General features: G+C 49.3%; 9 protein-coding genes. 6 read left to right on the forward strand and 3 right to left on the reverse strand.

The genetic code is table 11. From position 1 onward, the window contains the following. Positions 1 to 2: 2 nt before the first annotated feature. Together G395_RS0104825 and G395_RS0104830 are read right to left on the reverse strand one after the other, a co-directional pair. On the reverse strand, positions 3 to 1,337 hold the full coding sequence (locus G395_RS0104825) for a RagB/SusD family nutrient uptake outer membrane protein (protein WP_026629034.1): 1,335 nt from the start codon (positions 1,335 to 1,337) through the stop codon (positions 3 to 5). Positions 1,338 to 1,348: 11 nt separating this feature from the next. After that, positions 1,349 to 4,327, reverse strand: a complete 2,979-nt coding sequence (locus tag G395_RS0104830) for a SusC/RagA family TonB-linked outer membrane protein (RefSeq protein WP_374754371.1) — start codon at positions 4,325 to 4,327, stop codon at positions 1,349 to 1,351. A 497-nt stretch (positions 4,328 to 4,824) separates the two neighbouring features. On the opposite strand from G395_RS0104830, the gene G395_RS0104835 reads away from it, so the two are divergent. From G395_RS0104835 to G395_RS0104845, 3 genes are all read left to right on the forward strand, one after another. Then, complete coding sequence (locus tag G395_RS0104835; protein ID WP_035360394.1) at positions 4,825 to 6,129, forward strand: hypothetical protein; 1,305 nt, start codon at positions 4,825 to 4,827, stop codon at positions 6,127 to 6,129. 89 nt (positions 6,130 to 6,218) lie between these two features. Beyond that, on the forward strand, positions 6,219 to 7,460 hold the full coding sequence (locus tag G395_RS0104840) for a dipeptidase (protein WP_026629037.1): 1,242 nt from the start codon (positions 6,219 to 6,221) through the stop codon (positions 7,458 to 7,460). A gap of 33 nt (positions 7,461 to 7,493) precedes the next feature. Next, the gene (locus tag G395_RS0104845; RefSeq protein ID WP_026629038.1) at positions 7,494 to 8,084 is read left to right on the forward strand and encodes an HD domain-containing protein; all 591 of its coding nucleotides are present in this window, start codon (positions 7,494 to 7,496) and stop codon (positions 8,082 to 8,084) included. Positions 8,085 to 8,112: 28 nt separating this feature from the next. Here the strand turns inward: G395_RS0104845 and G395_RS0104850 are convergent, their stop codons facing one another. Further along, complete coding sequence (locus G395_RS0104850) at positions 8,113 to 12,084, reverse strand: hybrid sensor histidine kinase/response regulator transcription factor (protein WP_051349991.1); 3,972 nt, start codon at positions 12,082 to 12,084, stop codon at positions 8,113 to 8,115. A gap of 251 nt (positions 12,085 to 12,335) precedes the next feature. Between G395_RS0104850 and G395_RS0104855 the strand changes: the two genes are divergently transcribed. From G395_RS0104855 to G395_RS28580, 3 genes are read left to right on the forward strand one after another with little or no spacing between them, the layout of a single operon-like run. After that, positions 12,336 to 15,350, forward strand: coding sequence for a SusC/RagA family TonB-linked outer membrane protein (locus G395_RS0104855; protein ID WP_229203990.1), 3,015 nt, complete (start codon positions 12,336 to 12,338; stop codon positions 15,348 to 15,350). A gap of 21 nt (positions 15,351 to 15,371) precedes the next feature. Beyond that, positions 15,372 to 17,099, forward strand: coding sequence for a RagB/SusD family nutrient uptake outer membrane protein (locus G395_RS0104860; RefSeq protein WP_035360396.1), 1,728 nt, complete (start codon positions 15,372 to 15,374; stop codon positions 17,097 to 17,099). Between the two features lie 11 nt (positions 17,100 to 17,110). Continuing rightward, the gene (locus G395_RS28580) at positions 17,111 to 20,143 is read left to right on the forward strand and encodes a PA14 domain-containing protein (protein WP_051349992.1); all 3,033 of its coding nucleotides are present in this window, start codon (positions 17,111 to 17,113) and stop codon (positions 20,141 to 20,143) included. The last annotated feature ends 74 nt before the right edge of the window (positions 20,144 to 20,217 follow it).

A 20,217-nucleotide genomic window follows, 5' to 3' on the forward strand; every position in this document is an offset into this window, starting at 1 on the left:
GATTAATAACCTGGATTTTGTTTCAATGCTTTGTCAATCAAACGCTGTTCGGCGGGCACCGGAAGCAGTAACTTACTTTCGTCGGTGATGTTCAGGACCTGTGTGGCCCTGCCTGTGCGGACAAGGTCGAACCAGCGGTCCGGTTCCAGCGCAAATTCGATCCGACGCTCATTTTCGATCGCAAGCAGCAATGCTGCCTTGTTTGTGGCGGCGAGTTTCGCGATCCCGGCCCGTTCACGCACTGCATTCAGATCAGCCAAAGCGCCCGTAAGGTTTCCGGTCTGCGCCCTTGCCTCAGCGCGGATCAGGTATAGTTCTGCAATGCGGATCACGAATGTCGGATCCGTGGCCGGGCTGCGGTAATACAGGTTTCCGTACCATCTTCCCTGGTTGTCTTTGGCTACCAGCGCGCTGCGGTTTCCGCCCACTTTCGGATCATTGGCCAATGCTACTAACGCATCATTAGGCGCCCACTGCCGCGTTCCTCCTTTTTCCTGCGGCTGCCATTGTCCGCGATGGCTGTTGGTTTCATTGATGTTGTAAAAAATCTCAAATACCGACTCGGTTGTGCCTCTGGCATCATTGGCAAAAAATGCATTATAAGGCTTCACAAGCTGATAGTTCCCCGCATCTGCGATAATTTTGTCGGCATATTCAGCTGCCTTTGCGTAATCTTTTTGGTATAAATAAAACCGCGATTTCAACGCCCACACCGTTTTGCGCGTGGCCCGGAAACGGTCCGTTGTTTCCGCAAGAAGCGGTTCAGCGGCGTTCAGGTCGGCCAGTGCCTGCGCATAAACTTCTTCCTGCGAACTGCGTGCAATGCCCCGATTATCCTGTGGCGTTAAGGTAGGTTTGGTAATGATGGGCGCGCCGCCCCATATCCTTGCCAGATCGAAATAGGCAAACGCCCTGAGGAAATAAGCCTCTCCGATGATCTTGTTTCGTTGCGCTTCGCTCAATGACGGATCCTGCACCGCAGGGACTTTATCAAGCACGTGGTTAGCCCGGTTGAGCATGCTGTAAATGCCTGTCCAAACCGAAGAAACAGTCGGGTTCTCAGCATTAACCCGGTGATTGATAAACTCCTGCACCTGCGATTGCGAGCCAGTCCATTGAATGTTATCACCTGATAAATAGCCAATGGATTGCAGATTTACGCTATAATAGCTTCTGAATGAGTCATATGCCCCGTTCAGAGCAGTTTCCGAGGAAGCTTTGTCGACAATGGTTTGCTGATCGGAAATGGATGCTTTCGGCTGCACGTCCAGGAACTGGTCGCAGGACGTCAGGAGCAGCAAAAACGCGAGTACGGAGGTATTTTTAAGTGCTTTCATGTGGGTAAATTTTAGAATGTCAGGTTAACGCCAACCAGAACGCTTCTGGGCTGCGGCGGTGTGCCGAGGTCGATGCCTTGTTCATTTTGCGCGCTGGAAGAGCTCGATTCAGGATCCAGACCAGTGTATTTTGTGATCGTGAAAAGGTTGGTCCCGGTTACGTAAAGGCGTAGTGAAGAAATCCCGCGCACCGGAATCGTGTAGCCAATGGCAAGCGAACGCAGCCTGATAAATGACCCATCTTCCAGCCAGCGACTTCCGCCATCACGATAGTTATTGACATTCACACCATCCGGGCGAGGCACATCCGTGATGTCGCCGGGCTTTTGCCAGCGGTCGTTATTGCTGGCAAAAATGATCCGCGCCGCATCGCGCGCACCGCCACCCTCGCCGAAAAATTTGTTATGGTTATAAACCTTATTCCCATATTGAAACGCAAGGAAAGCATTGATATCGAACCCTTTGTAAGTAATGCTATTGGTAAGTCCGCCGAAAAATTTAGGCCATATGCTGCCGTTGATCTGACGGTCGGCAACGGTGATCTTGCCATCCTTATTCACATCTTCATAAACCGTGTTACCCGTCTGCGGATCAACATACAGCTGCTTGTAAACCCAGAAAGAATAAAGTGGCTGGCCCTGTTGTAATAGGATCAGGCTGCGGCTGCCATATTCGAGCGGATTTTCCAGCTTTTCGATCTTGTTGATATTCCGGGCGACATTGAAGCTCGTAGTCCAGGAAAATGTATTGTTCTGGAAATTCACTGAACGGATCGCCAGCTCAAATCCTTTGTTGCTGATCTCGGCCGTGTTGCTGCGATAATTGGCAAAGCCGGTTGTGGCAGGCAGTGTGAGTGATAGCAGGCCGTTGCTGGTGTATTTGCTGTAAACATTCACTTCAATACCAAGCCTGTCGCCAAAGAAGGCAATGTCTGCACCCGCATTGAACTGGCTGGTCCGCTCCCATTGCAGATCCGGATTAGCAAGTTGCTGCGGGGCGATCCCAGGATTGCCCTGGTAAGGAAAGCCGCTGCCCCAAAGGCCCAATGCTGCAAAACTGCCCAGACCATTCTGATTGCCGGTAACGCCATAGCTTGCGCGGATCTTCAAATCGCTTAGCACGGCCACATTTTTGAAAAAATTCTCCTGCTTAACCCGCCATGCTCCGCCCACCGAAGGAAAATAGCCCCATCGCCTGTCGGCACCGAAACTGGAAGAACCATCCGCACGAATGCTGAAATCGATCAGATATTTGCCGCCGTAATTGTAGTCGATCCGTGAAAAGAAGGATGCAAGGTTCTTTTTAGACCAGCTGTTGGAGCCCGTAGTTGTAGCTGCGGAAGAGATCAGTTTGAAAGAATTACTCGCAAAACCACGTCCCGTTGAGGTTGTTCCGGTGTTCAGATCGCTTTGAATGGTGTTACCGATCAGGATGCCAAAGTTGTGTTTGGTGCCGATTTTCTGTCGGTAAGTAAGCGTTTGCTTGTTAATCCAGGTCGTAGCCTGCCCATTGTTTGCCGTTGCCAGCCCGTTCGGGCTTCCGGAAATGAGGAATGTGTTCCAGTATTCATTTTCGTCATAATTGTTGTAATCCAATCCCCAGCTTGTGCGGAATTTGAGGTTAGGAAGAATATCGGCCTCCGCATACAGGTTGCCAATGTATCGCAAGCTCACCGACTTGACATCGTAATGCTGCAAAAGCAGGGTAACATTGTCAAATCCCGCCCGGCCCACGAGTTCACCGTTTTCATTGGTTGGCGACAAATAAGTAGGCGTATGCAATGCAGCCTGCAGAAGCCCGCCCGCGGGACCATCGCCGGCGCGTGCCTGGTTACGGAATGTGCGGGCAAAACTGTTGCTCACCCCGATTTGCACTTTGTCCGAAATCTTCTGATCCAGGTTAACCTTGAAACTGGCGCGGTTAAAATTAATCGGTTTCAAAATCGATTCCTGGCTGTTGTAGCCTCCGCCGATGTAATATGTCGTTGTAGCCGTCCCGCCTGAAACGGACAAATCGTAATTCTGGACGGGCGCCGTCTGGAATATTTCGCCTAGTCTATCGTACGTTTGCTGCTCTTTGGGCAGGCCGCGGCCGCCTTCGGAAGCGGGGCGAAATGGTCTGTTCGCCTCCGTCCGGTTTAAGGATGGCGTATCTTTTCCGGTGTTGATCCACCATTCGTTCACGAGTTGTGCGTGCTCCGGGCCGGTGGTCAGGTCCCATAGTTTTTCCGCTTTGGCAAGGCCATAGGAAGCATTCACGCTAACCTTTGCTTTTTGGTTGTATTTGCCTCGTTTAGTGGTGATTAGGATCACACCGTTGGCACCGCGCGAGCCGTAAAGTGCAGTGGCTTCGGCGTCGCGCAGGACTTCCAGGCTTTCTATGTCATTCGGATTAATGTCGGCAATCGGTGAAGTTGCTTTCCCACCGGTTCCGATGGTCTGCATGCTGTTGCTGTTCATAAATACGCCGTCAATCACATACAAAGGGTCATTATCACCATTGATGGAAGTGGCGCCCCGCACCCGGACGGTAACCGCTTCGCCGGGAACGCCCGTGTTGGATGTAATTTGCACGCCCGGCACTTTGCCTTGCAGCTGCGCATCAAAGCTTCCCGCCGGGATGTTTTTCACATCCGTAGGATCCACTTTTGTGATGGAACCAATTACATTTTTACGTTCCTGCGTGCCATATCCCACCACCACAACCTCATTCAGCTGGCGCTGATCGGATGTCAGGGTGATGGACAGCTTTCCTTTGTTACCCGGTTTTATTTCCTGCGTCGCATAGCCGATGTACGAGACAACAAGGACTGCATCTGCCTCAGCATCAATGTTAAATCCGCCTTTTGCATCGGTGGTGGTCCCGATATTGGTCCCTTTCAAATGAATATTAACGCCCGGCAGCCCTTCGCCGCCAGCGTCGGTCACATTGCCCTGAACTTTCCCCGGGCCCTGCTGCTGGCTGTAACCGGCCAGGGTAAAAAGCAGCATAGCCATAGTTGTCGCAGTTTTGATAAGGCGACCTGCCAGTTTACCAGGCGATGGCTCCTTTTTTGTAAAAAACATACATTCGAGTCGTTTAAGTAATAAAATATTTGCCTTAGTATATAGATTAAATAGTCTATCAGAATCGATAAAAGCGGATATAGCTGTCTTTTGAACAGACCGCACGGGTCTTCAAAGCTTATTATCAACTTTTATGGGAATTACTTTTCAGCATCCACTTAGGCCGAGGAGGCTTCCATGAATGCAGGTTTAAATATTTACTTTTCTTCAAAAGCGAATATCTAATGCGAGATCTTACTGGTGGTAATAAGATTACTCTACTAACTTAATAGACAAATATTATGTAAATATTTTATCCGTGCAAATGTGGACGAAATAAAGTGTAAAAAATTTTTTGCCCACTGGTCGTATCCCTAAGTTTTCGATCATTATTTGCATTTTAAGCCGCTTTGGAGGTATATTATCCTGAAATCACTAAACCCATGAAAATAGACTTATCCATGACCCGGCGTGAAATGCTTGGAATAACCGGCATGGCTGGTTTGACCGCATTAACAGGCTTTCCTGCCGTCGCTGCCCCGCACTCCGTACCAAAACGGCCACGCATTGCCTGCCTCGTTACATACTGGGGCGCCACCAGGTCGCACGCCGACTGGATCATCACCAAGCTGCTCGACGGCTACTGGTGGCAAGGTGCTCACACTCCCTCGCGGGTAGAAGTTGTATCCGTTTATATTCATCAGTTTGAAACAAGTTTACTCGGCCAAAAAATATGCAAGGCCAAGAACATTCCGATTTTCAAAATAGCCGGAGAAGCGGTTACACTGGGCGGAAAGGAACTGGCAGTGGATGGCGTGGTGATCGTGGGCGAGCACGGGGAATACCCTACCAATCTCAAAGGGCAATGGCTCCTGCCGCGCTGGTGGATCTATGAAAAAGTGATCCGGGTTTTTGAGCAGAGCAAGCGCTCTGTGCCCGTTTTTAATGACAAACACCTTTCTTATAGCTGGGACGAAGCCAAATGGATGTTTGATAAATCCCGTGAACTGAATTTCCCGCTAACCGGCGGCTCTTCCATACCGGTCTACTTCCGCAAGCCGGAAATAGAACTGGATATAGACACGCCTTTAAAAGCATCGGTGGTGATCGGCGGTGCTCCCGATGAAGGTGCCCTTTTTCATTGTGTAGATGTATTGCAGGCTTTTGTCGAGCGACGGAAGGGTGGCGAAACTGGCGTAAAGTCGGTGCAATGCATACGCGGCCCGGAGACGTGGAAGTGGACCGAACAAAACCCCTGGGCGGCCGCATTGCTGGAAGCGGTGCGTAAAAGCTTTGACCTGAAACCGGGACATTTTCAGGAGATCGGGAAACCGAATGTCTGCATCATTGAATACAATGATGGCACAAAAGCAGCAGTGTATTCAGGCCAGGGTGTGGGCTGGACCTTTGCAGGGGACATTGAAGGTCGTAAGGAACCAGCTATAATGTCGATGCTAGACTGGCCCGGCCCGTTTTCCCAATATCATGCGTCCAATGCGCAGCCGCACTGGATCACTGAAATGATGGTGACCGGCAGAGAGCCTTTCAATGCAGAACGGTTGCTTTTGTCCACCGGGATTATGGCTTATAATATGGAATCTAATTGGGAAAACGGCAAATATTCAGCAGTAGGACGGCGCATCGACACGCCGTTTATGAACATGCGATACCGCTCCGCGCGGGGAGCGCAGTTCAGCACAGGCCAGCGGCCGCCGGATGTTCCTTATATGCGGGGGTTTAGTGAATGATTTAATGTGCGGTCGCCGCTGCGATGAATGAGCGGTCGGGTGGCGACCAATGACCCAATGACCATTTGAATGACCGAACCAACACAACAATGAATCGTAGAGACGTTATCAAAAGCCTGACCCTTTTACCCGCGGCGGGTGATATTTTATTAAAACAGCCGGCTGTTGCTTCACAGCATACTTCGATGCCCGATCTGCACCGGGATGCGTTTGTGATGGATGGGCATACGCATGTAATGAGCCGGGAGCTGATTCTGAAAACCGACATTGGCCAGCGTTATAAAGATGGGACGGTGGATCTTCCCCGGGCAAAAGAAGGCGGCTTGGATGCGATGTTTTTTTCGGTTTACACCCCTGAAAACTATTATCCGGGAAGGTTTGAGATCAAAAATACTTTTCGTGTCGTAAACCTTGCGCTGGACCAGATCAAAAAGAACCATGCATTGATTGAGCTCGCGCTCAATGCGTCCGACATCGAGCGTATCAATAAAAAGGGTAAAATAGCCGCATTCCTGGATCTGGAAGGTGGTTACGACCTGCATGGTGACCTGGATTTGCTGCGCGCACTTTACAAACTGGGCCTGCGCTCCATGCAGCTGACTGCGCATAGCACTACAAATGCTTTTATTGATGCCTGCAATGACGTGTACACCTGGGGCGGCATTAATACACATGGAAAAGCGGTGATAAAGGAAATGAACGATCTCGGCATGGTTATCAATGTGGCTCATGCATCGAATGATGCCATTATGCAGTCGGCGGCGGCGAGTCGGCATCCGGTCATTTACAGTCACGGCGGTTTTCACAAGATCGTTGACCATCCGCGCTGCATTACAGACGAAGCTGCAAAAGCAATCGCATCAAAAGGCGGTGTTATCGGCGTGCATTTCGGCAGCCTTTTTAATAACCCAAAATACTGGGCCTGGCAAAAACCAAACAATCCCGTCAAAGTGCAGCCGAGTCCGCAGCCTAAAATACCACGCATCCTGAGCGTCCAAAATACCACTCAAACTATTGAAGACGTCGACAAGGAATTTGCGCGTGAGTTGCCGTTCACTTTCAACGGGACCATTCCCGATGAATACTGGATGCATGTGGACCAGCTTGCCAACGTCATTGATTATGGGGTTACTTTAGTCGGCGAAGACCACATAGCACTGGGGTCCGATCTGGACGGTGGCCCCGAGCTGCCCCGGGAAATCAAAGACATCAGCGACTTCCCGCAGATTACCATGGCGATGCAAAAACTGGGCTATACCGACCAGCGGATCAAAAAGATCCTCGGCCTGAACTGGCTGCGCGTCATCCGGCAGGTGACGGAAGGGAAATAAGTAGACATTCAACCACTTTTTTCATATTCATAGATGGAAACCAGCAGCCTGTTAAAGCAAATCGAGTTCATTAAGGAAGTGGATAAGCTCAAATACATCCTCCGCAAAACGAAACTTTTTAATAGCGACCGGAATGAGAATGACGCCGAACACAGCTGGCACTTGTCGCTGATGGCCATTATCCTGGCCGGGCATGCCAATTCCGACATTGATCTGCTCCGGGTTGTCAAGATGCTTCTGATCCACGACATTGTCGAGATAGATGCCGGTGATACATTTATTTATGATACGCAGAAAAACCACACCAACACCGACGAAGAAAGACTGGCTGCAAACCGGATCTTCGGGTTATTGCCGGAGGAGCAAGCGACGGAGCTGATCGCAATATGGGAAGAGTTTGAGGAAGGGCAGACCCATGAAGCAAAATTTGCACGGGCTATGGACCGCCTGGAACCTCTGCTCCAAAATACTTCTAATAACGGCGGCACCTGGGCCGAGTTCGGCGTCAGTTATGAAAAGGTGTATGCCAAAAAGCAGGTCATTCAGCAGGGTTCCGAATCAATCTGGCAGTATGCCGAGCAACTGATCAATGACAGCGTCGTAAAAGGGATTTTGAAAAAATAGGTCAATAAGCTGATCCAACCTGCTAAACTCAAACATGACGACCGCGCAGCTCGTGAACATAAGTGGACGGACTGATGCCGAATTGTTTTTGGAAATCCCTCGAAAAGTTGGTGGGAATGCTGTATCCGACCATATCAGCCACTTCGTTGATCTTGTATTTATTCTCAGCGAGCAGCTCAGCGGCCCTTTTCAGCCGCGACAGGTTGATCAGCTCATTCGGCGTCATGTCCGAAATGCCTTTGATCTTGCGGTATAATGTGGGCCTGCTCATGTTCATCAGGGACGAAAGCAGGTCCACGTCCAGGTTGGTGTCCGCGATCCGTTGGCCTATAATGGTGTTTAATTGTTCCAAAAACTGCTTATCAGCCGTCGAGAATGCAATGCCCCGGATGTGGGTAAGCGGCGAGCGGGCGAAATATTCCTTGATAATGTTCCTGTTGTTGATCAGATTGGTGATCTGCGCAGCCAGATGATCCAGTGAAAACGGCTTTTCAATGTAGGCATCCGCGCCCACTTCAAGCCCCTCGATCCTGGAATTGATCGAATTTTTGGCGGTTAACAGAATGATTGGAATGTGGCTGAACTGCACATCGTTTTTAATCTTTTTACACAACTCAATGCCGTCCATAACGGGCATCATAATGTCGCTGATCACCAGTTGGACGTTCTCGTGCTGCAAAATTTCAATGGCCTGCTGACCGTCCAGCGCGCGCATGACATGATAAGAACCGCTCAGCTCCCGGCTCAGATAACCCAGGATTTCAACATTGTCCTCCACGATCAGGACCACAGGCCGGGCCGGATCGGCGGCTTCGTTTTGCTCGTTTGTTACCAGAAAATCACCTGATACTTCCTCACTCACCCCTTTCAGGTCCATTTCATAGTCCTGATGGATCGGCAGCGAAAGCAGGAATGTATTGGAATGCATATCCCGGTGTTTCAGTTCTAGACTGCCTTTATGGAGCTCGGCAAGCGAACGCGACAACGGAAGACCAATGCCGGTTCCCTCCTGTTTCTGGCTCGCCTCTACCCGATAAAACGGCTCGAAAATCTTCTCTTTTTCATTATCGCCAATGACCAGGCCATCGTTCGTGAATTCAATATGAAAAAGCAGGTCATCGCTGCTGAATGGTAACAGCCTTACCTTAACCGAGTTATCGGCATATTTTATCGCATTGTTAATCAGGTTACTGATGATCTTTTTGCAGGCTTCAATGTCGACGAAGGCATTCAGGGTGATGCGGGGAAGCTCCATATTGTAAGCCAGATTCTTCTGTTCGGCTGCTGGCCGGAACGTCGAAAAAACATCGCTCAGGAGCTCGTTAATGTCAGTTTTCGTAAAGTTCAGGCTAAAATTATTCGCCTCCGCTTTCCTGAAATCAAGCAGCTGATTGGTCAGGTCAATGAGGCGATTGGTATTTTTATTGATCATGTTCAGGTTCTCAAATGTTTCTGCACCGGCATTTTCGTCGGCCATCAACTTGTCCAGCGGCATTTTAATGAGCGTCAGCGGCGTTCTGATTTCGTGGGCAACGTTGGTAAAAAAGTCAATTTTAGCATTATAAATTTCGCGTTCTTTGCCAATTTCAATGGCTTCAATCTCACGCTTGTTCTTTTCGCCCATTGCCAGGTGATAATAGCGGAAAACCGTAATGCCGATGGCGGCCACAATGGTGCTGTACAACATGTAAGCCCATCCCGTAGCCCACCACGGCGGCAGAATATCAATGTTCAGCCTGGTTTCCCGGTCATTCCACACCTGGTCGTTGTTCGACCCCATGATCCTTAACACATAATGACCCGGCGGGAGTTTTGAAAACGAGATTTTTTTGCTGTTGCTTAATGTAATCCACTGCGGTTCAAGCCCCTCCATTTTGTATTTATAACGGTTCATTTCCGGGATCACATAACTGAGCGCTGCTACATCAAAACTGAGGCTCGAACGATCATAAGGCAGCTTGATCCAACCCGTATAAACCGGTGATTCGGTGAGCGGCGAATTTTTACCGCCAATATGCAGCTCCTGATTATTGGCCTGGATACCCGTAATGTACACCGGCGGCACGTACGTATTTTTATTAAATAAAGCGGGTTTAAGGCTGATCAGCCCGGCTACTGTGCCGAAAAACAGCGTTCCGTCGTCATTTTTGAAAGAAGAATTGTAGTTAAACTGTTCGCTGAGCAGCCCATTCGCCTCATTGTAATTGGTAAATTTCCCAGTCTTGACATTCAGCATCGACAAACCACGCGAAGTCGAGATCCAGAAATTGCCCATATCATCTTCCAAAACCCGGAAAACCTGATTATCGGGTAAGCCATCTTCAATGCGGTAATTTTTGAATTGCCGCGTAACAGCATTATACCGCGATAATCCATGTTCGGTGCAGAACCAGAAGTCACCATTTTTGCTTTGATAAAGGCTGTTGATGTAGTTGTCCAGCAGTCCGCCTTTTTTGCCGGCATCATACTGTATCCTTCCTTTTTTTCCTGTTTTTGGATTAAAATAAAAAATCCCGCCGCCATAACTTGCCACCCACAATGTGCCCTCTTTATCCTCGTGAATGCTCTGCACCTGCGTATTGACGAAGGTCATCGGTGCAAAATCATCGGTGCTGCGATTGTATTTAAATAGGCCCGACCACGTTCCGACAAGGATTTCATTTGCCCTCGTTTTATAAAGCGTCACCACAAAATTGCTCCCGAAAGTGTTGGGCATGCTGGTGGTGTAATGCCGGATTACTTTATTGGTTTTCAGATCCATCACATCCAGGCCATGCTCGTAAGTGCCGATCCACAGTTCGTCGCCGTCGGCGACCAGCCCGTGCAGGTTCCGGTATGCAATGCTTCCCTGCTTGCCGTCAGGTAGAAATGATCTGAATGTTCCCGTTTGCAAATCCAGCTGGTTCAAACCCGCATCCTCAGTGCCTATCCATAGTTTTCCGTATTTGTCCTTCACCATTTCGTGGATCAGGTTTCCGCTGATGCTGTTGCCGGGCTGTGGGAAATATTTTTGAAAACGGTTGAATTCAGACGAGTAATAATTGACGCCGCCAAATTGCGTGCTCACCCAGATCCCACCCTCGCGGTCTTTGAAAATAGCATTGATAATGTTGTCCGTGATCGAATAAGGGTTGTATTTCTCCTTCACGATCTGCTTCATTTTATGCTTTTTCAAATCAAGAATAAAGAGCCCGGATTCTGAACCCAGCCAGTATTCGTCTTTGCCGTTCTGGAAGAATGTATGAATGTAAATGTCCTGTTTCTGGCCGGTCTGCTGCGAAATGTCGGTAATGTTGCCTGTCCTGTAATTAAAGAGCAGCAACCGCTTCATATTGCCAACCAGCAAGGTGGAGTCCGAAACGGAATGCACGCGCATGTTGGAAAATATCTCATTCACACGGCCGGAAAGATCGTATTTGGCAACCGTGCCCAGTTCAGGGTGATAACGCCGGATAACGCCATTGCTGAATGTTGCCCAGACTTTTCCGTCGGTTGAGACGTGTATAGCCACCGTGTTGGCCGCATCGGGAAGTGCTTTTACTTTTCGTGTTTTGGAATCGAACCGGTAAAGCTGATTATCGGAAATGATCCAGACTCCACCGTCATGGTCGCTGCGGATCATACGCACCTCGCCGGTCGGGATTAAATTGAAGACGGAAAACTGATCCGAAACAGGATTATATATATAAACGCCCTTGTGCGTCCCGATCCAAAGTTTCTCGTCCTGATCCTCGGAAATTGAGAAAACTGAGTTGCTGCCCAGGCTGGTGGAATCGCCTTCTTTGCTCCTGAAAATCTTAAAAGAATTCCCGTCAAAACGGTTGAGTCCGTTGCGGCTGGCAATCCAGATAAAGCCCTTTTTATCCTGAATAATATCCCCAGTGGCATTGCCGGAAAGGCCGTCCGAAACTTTGTAGCTTTTGAAATAATACGGCGCTTCCTGACCCAGACAAGCCAGACATAAAAACACGAAGTAGAACGTAGAGAGCAGCTTTTTCACCCAGGCATCCGTACAAAGTCAGCTTTGCTGCCGACCCTTACTTGTTGAACATTTTTATAAATATATCCCTGCAAAATCATTGGTAATTAATATAACATCATGTTGAGACGAATTGATCTAAAATTGAGACTCACAGATCATTCCGTTAATCAGCAAAGCAGGAAATTCGCACCACTTTAAATAAGTCCAATATTTTAGTTGGATAGTAACAAGTCGGGGAGTTTCAAATTCCAATTTAACCAACAATTTTAATGAAAAATAATTTGCACAAACTGGCACAGGTTGCTAAAAAGCAGGCGCTCATGCGCTGGTCTGTAAGGACCACGATGGCGATGCTTCTAGGCATTATCTGTGCCATGTCCGGTGTAGCACAAGCTCAGACCGGCACCTCAATTTCGGGTAAAATCAGTGATAAACAAGGGGCTCTGCCCGGTGTTTCAGTGATTGAGAAAGGAACTTCCAACGGGACCACGACGGACGCCGAAGGAAAATTCAACTTGCAACTTTCGGCAGGGGCAAAAGCAATCACCGTATCAAGCGTTGGTTACCTTGCTCAGGACGTGGATGTTACCAACAAATCTACTGTGAATGTCACACTGCTGGAAGACCAGAAAACGCTGAATGAAGTGGTCGTGATCGGTTATGGTTCTTTGAACAAAAAAGAAGTTTCCAGCGCCATTACCCACTTGTCTGACAAGGACTTGTTGCGTGTGGGCGGTAACAACCCGCTGATGTCCATCCAGGGCAAAGTGGCCGGGTTATCCATCACCAACACATCCACTGCCGATCCGAACTCATCGCCGAGCATCCAGCTTCGCGGAGCTTCGTCCCGCAGCGCCGGTCTTGGACCTTTGTTCGTTATCAACGGCATTCCGGGTGGTAACATCGACAACATCAACCAGAATGAGATCGAATCCATCGACGTACTGAAAGGTGGTGCGGCTTCGGCGATTTACGGAACAAGGGGAAGCAACGGGGTGATCGTGATCACCACCAAAAAAGGCTCTTCCGAACCGCGCCTTTTCTATGATGGGTACACGACTTTTGATTACCTGACCAACCAGCTTTCGGTGCTTTCGAAAGACGATTTCCTGGCCAACAAGCGCGGATTCGATTTTGGCGGAAACACCAACTGGCTGAAAGAAGTAAGCCGTCAGCCCTCATTCTCGCACAAGCATACATTGCAGTTTTCGGGCGGTAACGGGCAAACCAACTACTTTTCATCCGTGGATTACCGCGATGCAAACGGGATTGACCTCCGTTCCGGAAAGAGAGAATACGGTGGCCGGGTGAACATTAACCACACCACTGCCAATAACCTGCTTGCCCTGACGTTCAGCGTGGCGCCGCGTTACGCGAAAATCAGCGAAGCCGATTACAGCGCATTCAATTATGCACTGACGCTTAATCCTACGCAGGGCGTGAGAGATTCCACAGGCAAATACAGCTACATTAACTCTGGCTTTTTTGCCAACAATCCTGTGGAATGGGCTAAAAACGTGAAGCAAGACCGTGAGCATAAGTCGCTCGACCTGAATGGTTCTGTGAAACTGAACATTTTGGAAAACCTGAATACGATCGTGACGTTCGGAGAAGTGAGCCTGTCTCAGCGCATCATGAACTTCACGCCTTCCAACATTACGCCTGTTATTAACGGAAACGGCCGCAATACCGCCTCGCAGGGGCTGGAAGAAAAAGACCAGAAAAGCTTCGAATGGCTGGGCAATTATTATCTGGACAAAGGAAAGCATTCTGTGAAACTCCTTGCAGGTTATTCATTCCAGCATTTTATGGAATCCGGATTTAGCGCGGGCAATGAGAAATTCCCGTCCAATGTATTGACTTACAATGGCCTGGGCACCGGGTTATGGAACCTGGAAAAAGGCGTCAATGGTGTTGGTTCATACAAAAACAGCTCCAAACTGATCGCTTTCTTCGGACGTGTGAATTATGACTTCGACCAGAAATATTACTTCTCTGCCAGCCTTCGCCGCGAGGGATCTTCGAAGTTTGGATATGACAATAAATGGGGTTATTTCCCGGCCGCATCCTTTGCATGGCGCGCCACGCAGGAAGGCTTCCTGAAAGACCTTCCCTGGCTGAATGAGCTGAAACTGCGTGCCGACTACGGCGAAACGGGTAACCAGGATTTCGGTAACTATCTGTCGCTGGATACTTACGGCGGCTATGGTTACTATCCTTACAACGGAAACTCTTACCAGGTGTGGGGACCAAGCCAGAACACCAACTATAACCTGCGCTGGGAAAAGGCGATCAACTTCAATGCGGGCGTTGACTTTGAGCTTTTCAGCAGCAAGATCACGGGTAGCCTGAATTACTATGTGCGTCAGAACAAAGATCTTTTGGGCAACTACAATGTGCCTAACCCGCCCAACATTCAGGGACAAACCTTTGCCAACGTGGGCACGATGCGGAATAGCGGTCTGGAATTGCAATTGAGTGCAGCGGTGGTGAACAAAGCGGATTTCAGCTATAACATCAGTGCAACGGGTGCATTCAATGACAATAAATTTGTATCATTCTCCAATGACCTGTACAAAGGACAAACTTACGTGGATGTGGTAGGCATGCCTGCGCCGGGCAGTCCGGGAACGATCCAGCGCTTGCAGGAAGATCAGCGGATCGGTAATTTCTACGCGCTCAAATCGGCGGGTGTAAATGATGCCGGTGCACTGCTGGTGTACAATAAAAACGGTGACATTATCCCTGCTAACGAGGCCAATAACGACGACAAGCAAATCGTAGGAAACGGGCTTCCTAAGTTCACAACCGGGATTACCAACTCATTCCGCTATAAAAACTTCGATCTGACTGTGTTTCTGCGCGGGGCTTTTGGTTACAAGCTGTTCAACACGTATGCATTTTACCTGGGCACACCAGCCGCTCAGCAAAACGTGAACCTCCTGACCTCTGCATTCGATGGTGGTAAATATTCGAAGCTGACCAGCACATCGACTTATTCTTCGCTATCCGATTATTTCCTGGAACCGGGTGGATTCCTGAAAGTGGACAACATTACGCTGAGCTATACCCAGCCTTTGAATGCCAAGTTCATTAAGTCTGCGCGCATTTATGCGACGACAAGGAACCTGGCCACATTTACCAAGTTCAAGGGCGGCGATCCTGATCTGATCCAGGTGAACGGACTTTATCCGGGTGTAGCTACCAACCGCGATAATGGCGGTACGCTAAACTACTATCCTGCCACCACGCAGTTGCTGCTGGGATTACAACTTACATTTTAATTAGCCGATTAAATTCCGAAAATGAAAAGGCATAACATATCAAAATACATCCTCCGGTTCGCTGCCTGCGCACTGCTATCTGTAACGGCGGGCTGCACCAATCTGGACGAAGAACTATACGATCGGATCACTTCCGAAAACTTCCTGCAAACGCGGGACGACGTTACCCGTGACTTTCTGAGAGCTTTCGAGCACAGTTATTGGAGCATCCAGGGCGGCAGCACATTCATGCTGCAGGAAAACAGCTCCGACGAAATGATGACCATCAACCGCCAGGGCGACTGGTTTGACGGCGGTCAGTTCCAGCGTGTACATTACCACACCTGGACTGCCCAGGACGGCTTCACAAGCGATCCCTGGAACGCGCTTTACGGCGGTGTAACCCTGGCGACCAACTCCCTGGAAGATCTGGAAGGCATTACGGACCCCTCGAAATTTGACATGACCCGCGAAGAGCTGGATGGCATGATTGCCGAGCTGAAAGTGCTTCGTGCCTGGCTGAACATTCGTTTGCTGGATTTTTACCGGAACATTGTCATTGTGACCAAAGTTAAAGGCCAGACCGAAGGGGGCTTGCAGGTTCCTCCGCAAGAAGCATTCGCTTTCATCGAGCAGGAATTGAAAGAGGCCCTTCCGAAGCTTTCGACCAACACCACATTAGGTAACAATGTATCGGGACGCTGGACCAAAGGCGGTGCGGCTGCATTGCTGGTTCGTTTGTATCTCAATGCAAAAGTTTACACCGGAACCGATCGTTTCAAAGATTGCGAGACGATGGCGCAGGAGATTATCGATGGCAAATACGGCGATTATGCACTCGAAACGCGCTGGGATGCTCCATTTGATTACACCAACCCGACTTCGAAAGAAACCATGTTCGGTTTCCCGGGCAGCTTTGCACAAACGCACTGGCAGTATGACGGCGGCATGTATTTCTGGATGCTACCTAACCTGGCACCGAGCTATTTCGGATTCACCGATTTTGGCAATGCTAACCCGAAATATGCCATGCAGCCAGGCCGCGATGTGGACAGCGTGGAGTACAGCTTTACTTTGGGAAAACCATTTATCAAATTCCAGAAATACAAGGATGACCTGCGTTTAAAAAAATACAAAAACCTGGGCAACAGCAAGCGCGAAGGCATGTTCCTGTACGGTTACCTGCCTTACAAAAATGCGAGTGGAAAAGCAGACACAGTGAAAGGTTTCAAAGGCCCCTACCCGCTGTTCCTGCGTGACCAGGTGGGTAAGTTTTTGGATGCAAAACCAGGAACGAAGATCGCCGATAAGGTTTCCAACATGAACAACGGAGACAACAACTCGGGCCTTTATCCGGTAAAATACCCTTACTACCCAAGCGACGACCAGAACAAGATTTCCTCGGCCTATGCGGAGATCCGTTTTGCCGAGATCTATTATTCTCTGGCCGAATGCAAATACCGCGCTGGAAACAAGGCTGCTGCTGCAACATTGCTGAATGCAGTCCGCAAACGCAATTATCCAGCCGGCTCACCAAGCCTTTACAAAGCCAACGGCGCCGAGCTTACCGACCAGGAAATGCTGGACGAATGGATGCGCGAGTTCCTGGCAGAAGGCCGCAGAAGAACGGATCTGATTCGCTGGGGCGTGTTTAACACGGGAAGCTGGTGGGATAAAAAACCCGATGCGGACAACCACACGGAAATTTTCCCGATTGGTCAGAATGTGTTGAACTCTTCGCCGCAATTGAAGCAGAATCCAGGTTACTAAAATAGATTTAAATGAAATTTCAAAAACCTTTGGTCGGACCACGCCTGGTTGGGTTGAGCGCTGCAATTCTTCTTGCAGTGCTTGGCTCCGCCTACCGTGGCCCTGCCACTACTTTCACTCCAAAGCCAGCAACTATTGCTGGTTTTTCTGATGTTAAACGCCCGCGCGAAGCGTGGGTTCTGCGCTCCGTTCTGGACGCCCGTCCACGGATTCTCAGCATTGCATTGCACGACAATCTATGGCTCGCCTACAACACCAAAACAGCCTCCTTATACAAAGCCTGGGCAGGAAAAATCAACTTTGGCGGCCCTGTTTACACCTCATCCCACGGCCCGCAACCCGTGTCGCAGGGAACCACATATATGGAAGAGCCTGATGAAAATCCCTGGCGGCTCACCATTGATGGAAAGGAAGTTACGCCGGAAATCAGCTACAAAGGCCACGCCATTCTGAACAACCAGGTAACATTGAAATATGACTTGGATTACCAGGGAAAGAAGATTTCAGTTGAAGAAAAACCTGAGTTTTTTGATGCGCAAAATGGCAAAACCGGATTCGAACGCGTTTTTACGGTTGCTAATGCGCCTTCGGGTGTTCAGATTGCGTTAAATGTACATTTGAATTCATTGACGGCTGCCACCGACCATAAAACGGACGGCCGGTTTTCAGTGACCAATGAACGCGAGGAAACAGCCGGGAATCAGGCATTTAAAGCGATAGATGGAAAGCTGGTTTTGAACAACAATGGCAAAACCACATTGTCTGTAAGCCTGACCAAAAAACCAGCGCAGCCGCAAACGGCCCAGCAGGAAAGCAAAGCTGATATGGTAGCCGGACTTTTTGCCAAAAGCGACTGCAACACCTGCCATAACCAGGACGTTAAGACCGTTGGCCCGGCTTACAAAGCCATTGCAGAACGTTATGAAAACAATGATAACAACAAAAATGCGCTGGTTACCAAAGTAATCAAAGGAGGCGCCGGAAACTGGGGACAGATCGCCATGTCTCCGCACCCGGATCTCAAAAAAGAGGACGCCGAAACAATGGTCTCCTACATTCTGGAACTGGATGCTGACAAAGAAAGAGCACAAGCGGCCAGCAAACTAATGCCCAGGCCCGCCTACCCGATCGTCCTCAAATCCATCGTTCCTGCCAAAGTTGCCACTGCGACGGAAAAACCAGGCATCGCTGTCAATGTTTACCAGTTTTCAAGCGGCATAGGAGCTGTTCCTGAAATTAATGATGAAATGCTGCCTGTGAAATCAGGATCTATCAATGCATTGCATCTGGATGAGCAGGATTTTGGAGATCTGAAAGACAACTTTGCGATTTTTGCCAGCGGTTATATCAACATTAAAAAGACGACCAACATTGTTTTCCGCTTGGTTTGTGATGATGGTGGAAAGCTTTTTATTGATGATAAAATGGTGATCGACAATGGCGTTAACCACCCCCTGCAACCCACCGACGGAGAGATTATTCTCAAACCAGGTAAGCATCCTTTTAAAGTAGAATATTATCAGGGCGCATTTGGCAAGGGGCTTTCGCTTCAATGGAGGCCTTATGGCACCAAGGAATTTGTGGTGGTGCCGCCAAGCGTGTTTACCTATAAAGGAGCTGATATTAAAAGAACCGGACAGACACCGGTAGATGTCAAAAAAGAAGACATTCCGGGTGACAAATCGCCACTCGTCGCCGTGCACCCAAGCTTTACATTGGCGCAGGCCCGCCCGTATAATTTCCAGCCAAGAGTCGGCGGAATGGATTTTCTGGCCGATGGAAGAATGGTGGTCAGCACCTGGGATTCATTAGGATCTGTTTACATTGTTGATGGCCGCAAAGCGACGACACCGAACGACATTAAAGTAAAACGCATTGCTTACGGACTCGCCGAGCCGCTGGGTCTGAAAGTGGTGGATGATGAGATTTACATTATGCAAAAACAGGAACTGACCAAGCTGGTCGACCTGAATAATGATGAGCTCATCGATGAATACCAGACCATCTGCAACGGCTGGAAAGTCTCGGCCAACTTCCACGAATTCGCATTCGGGCTGGTTTATAAGGATGGTTATTTCTACGGAACATTGGCAACGGCCATCAATCCCGGCGGTGCCAGCACCAAGCCACAGATCCCGGATCGTGGGAAAGTCGTGAAAATTTCTAAAAAAGACGGCTCATTCACCTTTGCAGCATCCGGCTTACGGACGCCAAACGGCATCGGCCTGGGCGTTGACAACGAAATTTTCATCGCCGATAACCAGGGCGACTGGCTGCCTGCCAACAAGATCATTCACTTGCAGGAAGGCGCCTGGTACGGCTCGCGCTCGGTGGACTTTGAAGGAACTGCCAACAAAACAGAAACGCCGCCGGTGGTGTGGCTTACCCAGGATGAAATCGGCAACTCGCCAAGCCAGCCTGCCAGACTGAATGTGGGGCCTTACCAAAACCAAATGATCCATGGCGACGTTACGCACGGCGGGATCAAGCGCGTATTTGCTGAAAAAGTAAACGGCGCTTACCAGGGCGCTGTGTTCCGGTTCACGCAAGGTTTGGAAGCGGGCGTTAACCGCTTAGTGTGGAGCCCGGATGGCTCCCTTTACATTGGCGGTGTGGGTTCCACAGGTAACTGGGGACACGCTGGAAAACTCGGATACGGACTCCAAAAGCTGACATTCAATAACAAAGTTGCTTTTGAAATGCTGGCCGTAAGAGCCAAATCGGACGGTGTGGAAATTGAATTTACCGAACCATTGAAAGAAGGCGCGGGCGAAACCGCAGCCGACTACCAGATCCGCCAATGGTGGTTCAAACCTACCGGCGATTACGGCGGCCCGAAGCTGGACGAAGAAAACCTGGCTGTTAAATCAGTAAAGGTTTCCCCTGATCGCAAGAAGGCAACATTACAGCTGACGGGCATGAAGAGCAAACATATGGTTTATATTCATTTGAACAGAAAAACCATCATCAGCCAGAGTGGCAACAATTTATGGAGCACCGAAGCCTGGTACAACATGAATGAAATCCCTAAAAACCTGAACTAGGGATCAGCTGCTGCTCAATACATTGAAAACGCCCGGAAATAGCTTCCCGGGCGTTTCTGGTTTTATACAAAATG

The organism is Dyadobacter alkalitolerans DSM 23607, assembly GCF_000428845.1.
Lineage (GTDB): Bacteria > Bacteroidota > Bacteroidia > Cytophagales > Spirosomataceae > Dyadobacter > Dyadobacter alkalitolerans.